The following is an 11,609-nucleotide window of genomic DNA, read 5'->3' as shown; positions in this document are numbered from 1 at the left end:
TTTTCAGGATCGAATGGGTCTTAAAAACCCAGATGTCCTTAGGCCAGAGCGGCGCGAACCTTGTCGGCGATGGCCTTGAACGCAACCGGATCGGCGCCGGCGATGTCGGCGAGGACCTTACGGTCGATCACGATACCCGCCACGTCCAGGCCGTGGATGAATTGCGAGTAGGTGAAGCCCTCGAGACGAGCGCCGGCGTTGATGCGTTGGATCCACAGCGAACGGAAGGCGCGCTTGCGCACCTTGCGGTCGCGATAGGCGTACTGGCCGGCCTTGTCGACCGCGGCCTTGGCCGTGCGGATGGTGTTCTTGCGGCGCCCGTAGAAGCCCTTGGCTTGCTCGAGAACCTTCTTGTGCTTGGCGTGGGCGGTAACGCCCCGTTTGACGCGAGCCATGTGTCAGCGCTCCTCTTACAGGCCGTAGGGCAGGTAGGTGCGGATGATCTTGGCGTCAGCCTCGCTCATCACCTTGGTTCCGCGGTTTTGGCGGATGTACTTGCCATTGTGGCCGATCAGGCGGTGGCGCTTGCCGGCGACGCCGGCCTTCAGCTTGCCCGTAGCGGTCAGTTTGAAGCGCTTTTTAGCGCCCGACTTGGTCTTCAACTTCGGCATTTCGCGTCGGAGCTTACGCCCCGTCCTCTAGAAGCATGACGAACCGCCATGGCATGCCAATGGCCAGGCGGTTCCGGAAAGGCGGCGTTGCTACAGGAAAGACTCGCCGTTGGCAAGGGTTTGAAGCGCGGCGGGCACGATCAGGCGGCCGCCTTGGTGCGGTGGACGATGGTCAGAGCGAAGGCGATCGCGGGAACCATCAGCGCCGATCCCATCCAGTAGGGGCCGCCAGCCGCCAGTCCAAAGAGCGGCCCGGCCGTGAGGGGGCCGGCGATCCGCGCCAAGGAGCCGGCCGCCATGTTCAAGCCCAGCATCTGGCCTTGGCGATCCGGCGGGCTGGCGCGCGAAATCAAGGCGGCCACGCAGGGGAAGACCAGCGACTGGCCGAAGGCCGTGCAGCCCACCGCGACCATGGCCAGGCTTGCATGCGGCGCGAAGGGCGTGACGAAGAGGCTCAGCATGATGATCGAGAGGCCCGTCGTCAGCACCCGGCCTTCGCCGAAGCGGCGGGCGAGGCGCCCGGTCAGCACGCCTTGGCCCAGCGAGGCGATGACCCCGATGACCGCGAAGCACAGCCCCACCTCGCGCGGCCCCCAGGAAAAGCGCGCATTGGCCCAGAGACCAAAGATCGACTCCATGCCCGCGAAGGCGCCGGTCGAGACCAGGGTGACCAGCAGTACGCGAGACAGGATCGGGTGGGCGGCGGCCTGGGCCAGGGCCTCGCCCCGGCTGGGTTGGATGACGTCGGGCGCCGAACGCGCCCGGCTCTCGCCGACGAAGGCGACGATGCCGATCGCGGCGGCGGCAGCCATGCCCGCGGCGACGAACAGCGGAATCTGGAAGCCCAACTGGCCAGCGCTGGGATGAGCCAACAGGCCGCCGAGCGAGGGGCCGATCACGAAGCCGGCGCCGAAAGCCGCGCCCAGCAGGCCCATCCGACCGGCGCGCTTCTCCGGCGGCGTGACGTCAGCCATGTAGCCCTGGATCGTCGAGATGTTCCCGCTGCCAAAGCCGCCGAACAGGCGGATGGCCATGGCGATCCAGATGTTCGGCGCGAAGGCCAGGGCGACATAGGCCACGGCGTTGGCCAGGATCGTCACGAGCAGCACCGGCCGCCTGCCTATCCGGTCCGACAGCCGGCCCCAGAACGGTTCGCCAAAGAACTGCCCCAGGCTGTAGGCGGCGAACATGGCCGTCACCTGCCAAGGGGCGGCGTCCATCGCCGTGGCGTAGAAGGGCAGCAGCGGGATGACCACGCCGAAACCCACCAGGTTGATGAAGACAACCAGGAGCAGGACGGCCAGGGCGCGGGTGCTGTGAGTGGTGCTGGACATCAGATCGCGCGGTTTAAGCCGTATGGGGCGATTTGGCGACCCGCTGTTGGTCACTCCGGAGGATTGTGCTTTTCGACGAACGCTACGGTCTCGGTCAGCATCTTCAGCCGCGTGGCGCCGCGCGAGAGCCAGTGGTCCTCGCCGTCCAGGGTGATGAACTCGACCGGCTTGCCCGCCTTCTTGAGCGCATCGGCCATGATCTGGCTCTGGTCGTAACGGACGACCGTGTCGTCCTTGCCGTGAATGAGCATCACCGGGACGTTCGCTTTGGCCGCCTGCTGTGCGGGCGATATGGCCGCCAGATCAGGGTCCCTGATGCCATCGGCTCCCATGAAGCGAAGCCAGTAGCGCTGGGCGGCGGAGACAGCGCCATTATGGGATGCGCGAACAGACAGCAGCATTTTCTTCAGGTCGGACGGGCCGGCGACCGATACCGCGCAGCGATAGACGCCGTTATCGAGCGTCGCGCCGGCCAGCGCCGCATAGCCGCCATAGGACGCGCCCACGATACAGACGCGCTTGGGGTCGATGATCCCCTGCTTGGCCAGATCCCGAACGCCGTCGGATAGGTCCGTCTGCATCTTCTTGCCCCACTCGCCGAAGCCCGCCTGGACAAAGTCCCAGCCGTAGCCCTCGGAGCCCCGGAAGTTTGGCTGCAGCACGGCATAGCCGCGCGAGGCCAGCGCCTGGCTCCACCAGTCGAATCCGGGGGTGTCACGGCCTTCCGGTCCGCCATGCGGCAGCACGATCAGCGGCAGATTCTTCGGATCGCGCCCCTTGGGCAGAGTGAGGTAGCCGTTGATCTCCAGGCCGTCCGCCGCCTTGTACTTGATGGGACGTACGGGCGAGATCGCTGCTTCCGTCAGTCCGCTATAGATGTCGCCCAGCCAGTCAGCGGTCTTGGTGTTGAGGTCCACAAGCGTATAGCCGGGGCCCATGGTCGGAGAATCGACTCTTGCGACGACGCGTTTGCGGTCCTGGGACCAGGACGCCAGTGAAACGCGGTCGCCCTGATAGGCCTTGCCGACGGCGTTCCACGCTCTCTGACTGCCAGGGTCGAAGAAGGTGTAGATCAGGTCGTCGCCCTTGAGCGTATAGCCGCCGAGCAGGGAGAGATTGGCGGGATCGTGCAGCAATCCGCTCAGGTTCAGGTCGCTGGGCAGGTCGACGTGCTGACCGCTGGCGTCATACTCCCGCAGGATGTCTTGATCCTTGTCGTCCGTACGCCAGACCAGCACTGATTTTCCATCTCGGCCGAAACCGGCGATGCCATAGGAGCCCATCGGTGTGATGGCCTCGTCGATCGCCCGCCAGCTCATGCCCTGCTTGATCTTGAGCGTCCAGCGACCTCGCTCGCTGTTGTAGAGCGATTGCGCCACGGGTTCGCCCTTGGCATCGACGAGCCAGCCGTCGGTATCCACCTGCGCGCCATAGTCCAGCATCCGGGTCGCGCCGCTGTTCAGATTGATGCGGAAGAGGGTGTCTAGCCCGACGTTGTTGACGAAGTGGACGCCTTCCAAGAACACCACGGGCTCGCTGTTGATCATGCGCACCATCGGTGCGCCGAGGATCACATTCATGGCGTCGCGCTGATTGCGCAGCAGCAAAACCTGCTTCTTGGTTTTCCAATTGTAGTCCGTGGCGAGGAAGTATTCGCGCGCGGGTCCCATAAGGCCGACCACGGCGTCGGTCCTGGAGACGACGAGAATGAGGTGCTCTTCTCCCGCCCAGGTCACGCCCCGCAGCTTGGTGGCGCCAACGTTCATTCCCGCAAGAACGCCGCCTCGCACCTGACGGATTGACAGGAAGCGCTGCTCGCCATCGGTCACCACGATGGCCAGTTTGGAGCCGTCAGGCGACAGCTCGATCTGCTCGATGTTTGGAAGTTGCCCGTAGACGGCGAGATTTGGCTTGGGCTGGGCCGAAAGGGAACCCGCGCACAGCAACGCAACGCACGCCGCACCCGCGGCGATAATGGATTTCAACACGCCAAACTCCCCCTCGTCGGTCAACTCTACCAAGGCGAGCGGAGGTGTCGAGGGGGCGAACACCCAAAGAAAAACGCCCCGACCGCGAGGCCGGGGCGTTTTTCTTGTCTGCCCGTGATCCAATCCTAGCGCGGGGCCAGGATCATGATCATCTGCCGGCCTTCCATGCGCGGCTCATATTCGACCTTGGCGACTTCGTCGAAGTCGGCCTTGACCTTGAGCAACAGCTTCATGCCGAGTTCCGGGTGGGCCATTTCGCGACCGCGGAAGCGCAGGGTCACCTTGACCTTGTCGCCTTCCTCGAAGAAGCGGTGCATCGACTTGGCCTTCACTTCGTAGTCGTGAACGTCGATGTTCGGGCGGAGCTTGATTTCCTTGAGCTCGACGACCTTTTGCCGCTTGCGCGCCTCGTTCTTCTTCTTCTGCTCCTGGAACTTGAACTTTCCGTAGTCCAGGATTTTGCAGACGGGAGGATTGGCGTTCGGAACGATTTCCACCAAGTCCAGGCCAGCCTCCTCAGCCGCTTCTAGGGCGGCGGACGTCGGCATCTCGCCTTGCTTCTCGCCATTTTGGTCGATCAGCAGGACGCGGGGGACACGGATTTCATCGTTGATACGCGGCCCATCCTTGACGGGCGGCGTTTGCATAGGACGGCGAATAGGGGCGGCTCCGGGGCTGTTGATAGGGGTAGGGCTAAACGTTTTCGCGCCGCGCTGGGCGCGCCGCGAGAAACTGATATATGACGCGCCGGCCGCTCTCTATCAAGCGAAGGCGGTTAAAGAGACGTCGTCGGGGCCAGTTTTTTCGGGCCTAAAGAGCGATCAGGGGGAAACGACGAGGCGGGGACGCGTGATCTCCTGACCAAGACCCCTGCCTGATCCCCATGAATCCGCATCGCCATACCGCCCTGGAGGACATCCACGCCCTCCTGATTGGCTCCAGTTTCATCGCTGTCGGCCTGACCCTGTTGAAGGCCGCTGGCCTCGTCACCGGCGGCGTCGCCGGGGTGGCGCTGATCGTCTCGTACATCAGCGGCTGGCCGGTGGGCGTGGTGTTCTTCGTGCTGAACCTGCCGTTCTATGTGCTGGCCCAGCGGACCCTGGGGTGGATGTTCACCTTCAAGACCTTGGCGACCAACCTGCTGCTGGCGGGCTTTGCCTGGGCCATGCCGCATTGGCTGAAGGTGACGGGGGTGGATCCGATCTTCGCGGCCATCTTCGGCGGTACGATCATCGGCATGGGCATCCTGGCCCTGGCGCGGCACAGGTCCAGCGTCGGCGGGATCGGCGTGCTGGCCCTCTATCTGCAGGAGCGTCGGGGGATCAGCGCCGGCAAGGTGCAGATGGTCGCCGATTGCGTGATCGTGGGTGCGGGCTTTTTCGCGATCAGTTTCGACAAGCTCTTGCTTTCGATCGCCAGCGCCGTGGCGCTGAGCGCGGTGATCATCGCCAATCACAAGCCTGGGCGGTACGCGGGGTACTAGGCTCGCGTCTTACCGCGTCGTCAGCGCTGTGGCCGCGCTGGCGACGGTGCTGACTGGCAGGGCCTGAAGATCGGGGGAGCGGATCACGGTTACGTGGCCGCGCGGCGCGCAGAGGTCCGGGTCCGAGGCGTCCGAGAACAGGGCGATCGTCGGCGCGCCTGCGGCCGCCAGAAGGTGGGTCGGCCCGGTGTCGTTGCCTACGGCCAGGGCGGCCTTGGCGCCGAGCAGCGCCAGTTGGGCGAAGTCCGTTCTGCCGGTCAGGTCGCGCGCGCCAGCGGTCGCCTTCTGGATCTGGCGCGCCATGGCGCTTTCCTGAGGTCCGCCGATGATGACGATGTCGAAGCCGCGCGCCTTGAGCAGCGACGCCAGCTGGGCGTAGAACTCGACGGGCCAGCGCTTCTCGGGGCGATGCGCCGAGCCGCCGGGCACCAGCAGGACATAGGGCTTGGGCTTCGCCGCGCCGGAAACGGGGGGCGCGTCCTTCTTCTGCTTCCGAAGAATCCACGAGAGGTCCGGCGCCGGCGCGCTGCCGGGCTCTGTCGGCGCCTCGGGCCAGACGCCCGCGGCCTTCAGCTGGTCGGCGTGCCGCTCCAGCGTGTGCATGCTCAGGCGCGCCTTGCCCTTCTGTGGCAGGGCGCAACCGAAGGCGATGCCGTTCCATTGCGGTGGGAAGGGACGCAGCAGTTGGAAGTACCAGTTGGTGCGGTTGTTGGTCTGCAGGTCGTAGACCCGATCGTAGCCCGCTTTCCGAATTCGGCCGATCATCGCCAGGGTTTCGCTCAGATCGCCGGGGCGACCGTCGGTCTCGACGGCGTTGAAGTAGGGGCTGAGCTTGGCCAGCGCTTCGAATGGCGGCGTGGTCAGCAGGGTGATCTTGGCCTTGGGATGCGCCTCGCGAATCTTCTTCATCGCCGCAAGGGCCAGGACAAAGTCGCCCAGCGCGCCCAGCTTGATGACCAGGACCTTCTTGATCTCCTGGCTCAAGACGCGTGCTCCGTGTCGCGAACTCGCAAGACGCGAGCATAGACCTCGAGCGTGGCTTCGCACATCGCGTCCACCGAATACAACCGTCGTGCGCGGGCGCGGGCCGCCTGGCCCATGGCTTGGCGTCGCGCGGCGCCGGCCTCGCAGGCCGTCAGCAGGGCTTGCGCCCAGGCCTCGGCGTCGCCGGGCTTCACCAGCCAACCTGTTTCGCCGACCACAACCGTCTCGCGGGTCGCGCCATGGTCAGCGGCCATGACCGGACGGCCCATCACCTGCGGCTCTACCGCCGTGCGGCCGAAGGCCTCGGGTTCCAAGGAGGGCGCGATGGCCAGATCGGCCAGCAGGTAGGCCGCCGGCATGTCGTCACAGTGGCCCACCAGCTTGACGCGGTCCTCAAGGCCGGCAGCGGCGATGGCGGCGGTCAGTTCGGCGCGATAGCCCTTGCGGCCCTGGTCGTCGCCGGCCAGCAGCAAGAGGATGCGGTCCTCGCCGCGCGCCTTCAGCAGAGCCATGGCTTCGATCAGCAGACCCTGGCCCTTCCAACGCGTGAGCCGGCCGGCTAGCAGCACCTTGAGCCGGCGCTCGTCTGATGCGACGCCCCAGGCTTCTGCGAGCGTTTTTAGGCGCTCGCAGCCGACCATGCCGGGCTCGAAGCGGGACAGGTCCACGCCGCGCGGGATCGCCACCACTTTATCGGGCGGGATGCCATGCTCCTGCATCACGTGCTGGCGGGTGTATTCGGAGTTGGCGATCACGAGGTCGCCCTTGGTCATCACCGCGTTGTACCAGCGCTTCAGGTTCGAACGCGCGTTGTAGACGCCGTGATACGTCGCCACGAACGGGGTTTTGGTGGCGTGGGCGGCCCACAGAGCGCTGAAGGCCGGAGCCCGCGAGCGGGCGTGGACCAGGCTGACCTTCTCGCGCCGGATCAGGTCGATCAGCCGCGCGGCGTTGCCCAGCATGACCAGCGGGTTCTTGGATTGGGCCGGCATCTGCGCCAGGCGGCCGCCGTCGGCGGTCAGGCGCGAGGCCATGCGCCCGCCCTTGGTCGCGACCAGGGCGTTGCCGCCTTGCACCACTACGGCATGGGCGACATCAATCGTCGTCTGCTCAGCGCCGCCGGTTTCCAGCTCCGGCGTCACTTGCAGCAGGGTGAAATCGGGAGGTAGGTCGGGCACACGACTCTCGCGAGGACAACGCGGGCTTTAAGTAGCGAAACGATCGAGGCGACGCCATGACCGAATCCCCCGGCGCTCTACCGCGCGAAGACGGCTCCAAGCTCGCTTTCCGACGTATTTCGGGAGAGGGCGCGACGGTCGTCTGGCTGGGCGGCTTTCATTCCGACATGACCGGGACCAAGGCTCAGGTGCTGGCCGAGCAGGCCATGGCGAGCGGCGGGGCCTATGTCCGCTTCGACTATTTCGGCCACGGCGAGTCCGGCGGGGCGTTCAAGGACGGCACGATCAGCCGCTGGCGCGAGGACGTCCTGGCGGTGATCGACGGGCTGACCGACGGGCCGCTTGTTCTGGTCGGCTCGTCCATGGGCGGCTGGCTGGCGTGCCTGGCGGCCATCGCGCGGCCGGATCGGGTCAAGGCGATGGTGCTGATCGCGCCCGCGCCGGACTTTACTGAAAAGCTGATGACGCCCGAGCTTTCGGACGAGGCCAAGGCGGCGATCGCGCGCGACGGCTTCTGGATACGGCCCTCGGAGTACGACGAGGGCGGCTACCCGATCACCCGCGATCTGCTGGAAGATGGGGCGAGATGGTCGATCCTGCCGGGGCCCGTGCCGATCAACATCCCCGTGCGCGTCCTTCAGGGCGGCGCGGACCCCGACGTGCCTTGGACCCACGCGCTGGAGCTGGCCAACGCCCTGGCCAGCCAGGATGTCGTCTTCACCCTGATCAAGGACGGCGACCATCGTCTCTCGCGTCCTCAAGACCTGGAGCGCCTGGTCGCCGCCGTGGCCGAGGCCAAGGGACTGGCGGAGCCGGAGGAGGGCGACCTCGTCGCTCGCCGCCTCGCGCGGGCGGCGCGGTTGCGCAACGCCGCAGGGCTTGAGGCCGTCGGCATAACGCCGCGCCCGCTGGCGATCGACGACGAGTAACTCGTCAGCCCCCCGCCTTCACAATCGCCTGTAACCCCTCGCGGTAGGTCGGATAGGCTGGCCGCCAACCGAGCTCGGCCTTGGCTCGCGCGTTCGAGACCCGTTTGTTCTCGGCGTAGAAGCGTCGGGTCGCGGGCGAGAGGCCCAGTTCATTGAACGGCAGATCCGGAGGGACCGGGACGTCCAGCAGGCGCGCGGCGTGCTCGATCACGTCCTGCGGCGGGGCCGGCTCGTCGTCGACGAGGTTGTAGACGCCCCCCGCGCGCGGCTTGTCCAGCGACGCCAGGAGGCCTGTGACGATGTCGTCGACATGAATGCGGCTGAACACTTGGCCAGGCTTGACGATCCGCCGGCCCTCGCCGGCCCGCAGGCGATCAAGAGCGCTGCGGCCGGGGCCGTAGATGCCCGGCAGGCGAAAGACGGCGACAGTCAGGCCCATGCCCCGCCCGACTTCCTGCCAGTCGCGCTCCGCGCCGACTCGGCGGGCGCCTTCGACGGATTGCGCTTTCAGCGGCGAGGTCTCGAACACCCAGCGCCCGTCGAAGTCGCCATAGACCCCAGTCGTCGAAAGATAGCCGATCCAGTCGGGAAAGGCCTGAGCTTGGGCGAGGGCGGGGACGACCGATTCGAGGGCCGGGCAACCGTCTGGCCCAGGCGGGGCCGTGATCAGGATGGCGTTCACGCCGGTGAGGGCCTGGGCCATGGCGTCGCGATCGGCCGGATCGACGGCCAAGACGCCCTTCTCGCGCAGGGCTTCGGCTTGCCGAGGGCTTCGCGCGCTGGCGGCGATCTCCCAACCCCGCGCCCTCAGGGCGTTGGCGAAAGCGGCTCCCACATAGCCCAGACCGAACACGAACAGTCGCAACGCCAGGACTCCGCCCCCAAGAACGCCAGGCGAAAACCCGGCGAAAACCCGCCCGGATCAAGCCGTCGAAAAAAGCCTCTTCGCAACCCCTCAAAGGGCGCTTGCAAACCGCGAAGCGCTCTGCCATAAGCCGCCTCCTCGTCGCGGGGCGCTTCACCAAGCCCCTCCGATGCGGGCGTAGCTCAGTGGTAGAGCGCCACCTTGCCAAGGTGGATGTCGAGAGTTCGAATCTCTTCGCCCGCTCCATTCCCTCCCTTTCGGGACGGGCTGGATGAGACCATATCTCGCGAATAGCGCGGGCGTAGCTCAGTGGTAGAGCGCCACCTTGCCAAGGTGGATGTCGAGAGTTCGAATCTCTTCGCCCGCTCCATTCTCGGTTTTCCGAATATTGGACACGACGGACACACCTGCGGGTGGTCATTCGCGTGTCGCGGGGCAAGCGCCGTTCGCTTAAGCTCCGGCTCATGACTCGCATCGCACCCTGGCGCGCCGCCTGCATCGGCGTCTGCTTCTCCGCCTTGGCCGCGTCGGCGGCATGGGCTGGTCCCTCCGAAACCCTGACAGGCCTGGTCGCCCGATTTGAGACGCTCGGCGGCGGCGATGAGGACCCTGATTCCGGCGGCGCGGCCGAGGCCCGTTGGCGTCTGCCCGATGTGACGCCCGCTGCGGACGCCGCGCGCCTGACCAAGCTGAAAGCCATCCGCGCGGAGCTGACAGGACTGGAGACGTCGGGGCTGTCTGAGCAGGAGGCTCTGACCCGCGAGCTGCTTCTCTGGACCCTGAACGACCGCATCGAGGCGGGCGGCTTCGACGAATCCCGCCTGCCGTTCAGCAGCGATGGCGGCTTCGACGTGATGATGCTGTACCGCGCCAGCGGCCTTCGTCTGAAGGACGAGACCGAAGCGCGCCGCTGGATCGCGCTGCTGAACCGGATGCCCGATTGGTACGCGGCCAATATCGACAACGCCCGACGCGGGGTGAAGACCGGCTTCGTCCAGGCGGTTCCGACCGCTCAGACGGTGTTGGAGCGCGCCCAGCGCATCGCCGCCACGCCGCTGGCCGACGATCCGTTGCTGGCGCCGTTGCGAGCTCTGCCGACGAGCATCCCGCTTGAGACACGCGCGGCTCTGGTCGCGGAGGGCGAGGCGGCCGTGAAGGCGAAGGTCGCCCCCGCCCGCGCCAGCTTCGTCAAGTTCATGACCGAGGAGTACGTCCCGCGCGCGGCCAAGAGCCTGGCGGCGTCGGACCTGACGGACGGCAAGCGCTACTACGCGTTCCTGGCCCGGCGGCACACCACCACCACCCTGACGCCGGATCAGATCCACGACATCGGCCAGGCCGAGGTGGCGCGCATTCGAGGAAGGATGCTGGAGACGATGAAGGCGGCCGGCTTCCAGGGCGACCTGCCGGCCTTCATCGCCATGCTGCGCAAGGATCCGCGCTTCTACGCGACCAGCCGCCAGCAGCTTCTGGAGAAGGCCAGCGAGATCGCCAAGCGCGCCGACGACCAGCTGCCGGCCCACTTCGGCGTTCTGCCGCGCCTGACCTACGGGGTGCGACCGGTGCCAGCCGCCATCGAGAAGGGCTACACCACTGGGCGCTATTTCGGCGGCGATCCGAAGGTCGGCCGCGCCGGCGGACTGATGATCAACACCTCAGAGCTTGATCAGCGGCCGCTGTACGAACTTCCGGCCCTGGTGCTGCACGAGGGCGCGCCCGGCCACCACATCCAGACCTCGTTGGCGCAGGAGCAGGCCGGCGCGCCGGAGTTTCGCAAGAGCCTCTACTTCACCGCCTTTGGCGAGGGCTGGGGTCTCTATTCGGAGTGGCTGGGCGAGGAGATGGGCATTTACCGCGACCCCTACGAGCTGTTTGGCCGCCTGTCCTACGAGATGTGGCGCGCCTGCCGGCTGGTCGCGGACACCGGCATCCATTGGAAGCATTGGAGCCTGGACCAAGCGCGCGCCTGCTTCACCGACAACACCGCGCTCTCGCCGGTCAATATCGAGGTCGAGCTGAAGCGTTATGTTTCGTGGCCAGGCCAGGCGCTGGCCTACAAGATCGGCGAACTGAAGATTCTGGAGCTGCGCCGCCACGCCGAACAGGCGCTGGGGCCGCGCTTCGACGAGCGCGCCTTCCATGACGTGGTTCTGCTGAACGGTTCGCTGCCGCTGTCGGTGCTGGAGCGGCGGGTCGACGCCTGGATCACCGAACGCAACGCCGCGAAGAAGGGCTGA

General features: G+C 66.4%; 11 protein-coding genes and 2 tRNA genes. 5 read left to right on the top strand and 8 right to left on the bottom strand.

What is annotated here, in order from left to right; genetic code table 11:
• Positions 1-38: 38 nt before the first annotated feature.
• From rplT to infC, 5 genes are all read right to left on the bottom strand, one after another.
• Positions 39-395, bottom strand: coding sequence for a 50S ribosomal protein L20 (rplT, locus tag CSW59_RS19310; RefSeq protein WP_099445597.1), 357 nt, complete (start codon positions 393-395; stop codon positions 39-41).
• Positions 396-410: 15 nt separating this feature from the next.
• Positions 411-611 (bottom strand): 50S ribosomal protein L35, encoded by a 201-nt coding sequence (gene rpmI / locus CSW59_RS19305; protein ID WP_010918930.1) that lies wholly within the window; start codon positions 609-611, stop codon positions 411-413.
• 140 nt (positions 612-751) lie between these two features.
• Complete coding sequence (locus tag CSW59_RS19300; protein WP_099445596.1) at positions 752-1,945, bottom strand: MFS transporter; 1,194 nt, start codon at positions 1,943-1,945, stop codon at positions 752-754.
• Between the two features lie 50 nt (positions 1,946-1,995).
• On the bottom strand, positions 1,996-3,933 hold the full coding sequence (locus CSW59_RS19295; RefSeq protein WP_099445595.1) for a S9 family peptidase: 1,938 nt from the start codon (positions 3,931-3,933) through the stop codon (positions 1,996-1,998).
• A gap of 125 nt (positions 3,934-4,058) precedes the next feature.
• Complete coding sequence (infC, locus tag CSW59_RS19290) at positions 4,059-4,580, bottom strand: translation initiation factor IF-3 (RefSeq protein WP_013080311.1); 522 nt, start codon at positions 4,578-4,580, stop codon at positions 4,059-4,061.
• Positions 4,581-4,816: 236 nt separating this feature from the next.
• Between infC and CSW59_RS19285 the strand changes: the two genes are divergently transcribed.
• Positions 4,817-5,416, top strand: a complete 600-nt coding sequence (locus CSW59_RS19285) for a YitT family protein (RefSeq protein ID WP_099445594.1) — start codon at positions 4,817-4,819, stop codon at positions 5,414-5,416.
• A gap of 9 nt (positions 5,417-5,425) precedes the next feature.
• On the opposite strand, the gene CSW59_RS19280 is transcribed toward CSW59_RS19285, so the two are convergent.
• Both CSW59_RS19280 and CSW59_RS19275 read right to left on the bottom strand, forming a co-directional pair.
• Entirely contained in the window at positions 5,426-6,400 is a 975-nt protein-coding gene (locus CSW59_RS19280) for a glycosyltransferase family 9 protein (protein WP_099445593.1), read from the bottom strand.
• Positions 6,397-7,578 (bottom strand): glycosyltransferase family 4 protein, encoded by a 1,182-nt coding sequence (locus CSW59_RS19275; RefSeq protein ID WP_099445592.1) that lies wholly within the window; start codon positions 7,576-7,578, stop codon positions 6,397-6,399. The genes CSW59_RS19280 and CSW59_RS19275 overlap by 4 nt, the downstream gene beginning before the upstream one ends.
• Positions 7,579-7,634: 56 nt before the next feature.
• Here CSW59_RS19275 and CSW59_RS19270 point away from each other — a divergent pair, with 56 nt between their 5' ends.
• On the top strand, positions 7,635-8,507 hold the full coding sequence (locus CSW59_RS19270) for an alpha/beta fold hydrolase (RefSeq protein WP_099445591.1): 873 nt from the start codon (positions 7,635-7,637) through the stop codon (positions 8,505-8,507).
• Between the two features lie 4 nt (positions 8,508-8,511).
• On the opposite strand, the gene CSW59_RS19265 is transcribed toward CSW59_RS19270, so the two are convergent.
• Positions 8,512-9,372: an SDR family oxidoreductase gene (locus CSW59_RS19265; protein ID WP_099445590.1), complete on the bottom strand. Its 861-nt coding sequence runs from the start codon at positions 9,370-9,372 to the stop codon at positions 8,512-8,514.
• Between the two features lie 171 nt (positions 9,373-9,543).
• On the opposite strand from CSW59_RS19265, the gene CSW59_RS19260 reads away from it, so the two are divergent.
• From CSW59_RS19260 to CSW59_RS19250, 3 genes are all read left to right on the top strand, one after another.
• Positions 9,544-9,618: transfer RNA gene (locus CSW59_RS19260), tRNA-Gly, on the top strand.
• A gap of 49 nt (positions 9,619-9,667) precedes the next feature.
• A tRNA-Gly gene (locus CSW59_RS19255) sits at positions 9,668-9,742 on the top strand.
• Between the two features lie 94 nt (positions 9,743-9,836).
• Positions 9,837-11,609, top strand: coding sequence for a DUF885 family protein (locus CSW59_RS19250; RefSeq protein WP_099445589.1), 1,773 nt, complete (start codon positions 9,837-9,839; stop codon positions 11,607-11,609).

It is taken from the genome of Caulobacter sp. BP25 (assembly GCF_002737755.1).
In the GTDB taxonomy this organism is placed as follows: Bacteria; Pseudomonadota; Alphaproteobacteria; order Caulobacterales; family Caulobacteraceae; genus Caulobacter.
The sequence above is the reverse complement of the archived record's forward strand: the minus strand, read 5'-3'. Positions and strand labels throughout refer to the sequence as shown.

Coding starts and splice junctions, on each gene's coding strand:
- CSW59_RS19270 (WP_099445591.1), top strand. CDS start 7,635: ATGACCGAATCCCCCGGCGCTCTACCGCGCGAAGACGGCTCCAAGCTC.
- rplT (WP_099445597.1), bottom strand. CDS start 395: ATGGCTCGCGTCAAACGGGGCGTTACCGCCCACGCCAAGCACAAGAAG.
- rpmI (WP_010918930.1), bottom strand. CDS start 611: ATGCCGAAGTTGAAGACCAAGTCGGGCGCTAAAAAGCGCTTCAAACTG.
- CSW59_RS19300 (WP_099445596.1), bottom strand. CDS start 1,945: ATGTCCAGCACCACTCACAGCACCCGCGCCCTGGCCGTCCTGCTCCTG.
- CSW59_RS19250 (WP_099445589.1), top strand. CDS start 9,837: ATGACTCGCATCGCACCCTGGCGCGCCGCCTGCATCGGCGTCTGCTTC.
- infC (WP_013080311.1), bottom strand. CDS start 4,580: ATGCAAACGCCGCCCGTCAAGGATGGGCCGCGTATCAACGATGAAATC.
- CSW59_RS19285 (WP_099445594.1), top strand. CDS start 4,817: ATGAATCCGCATCGCCATACCGCCCTGGAGGACATCCACGCCCTCCTG.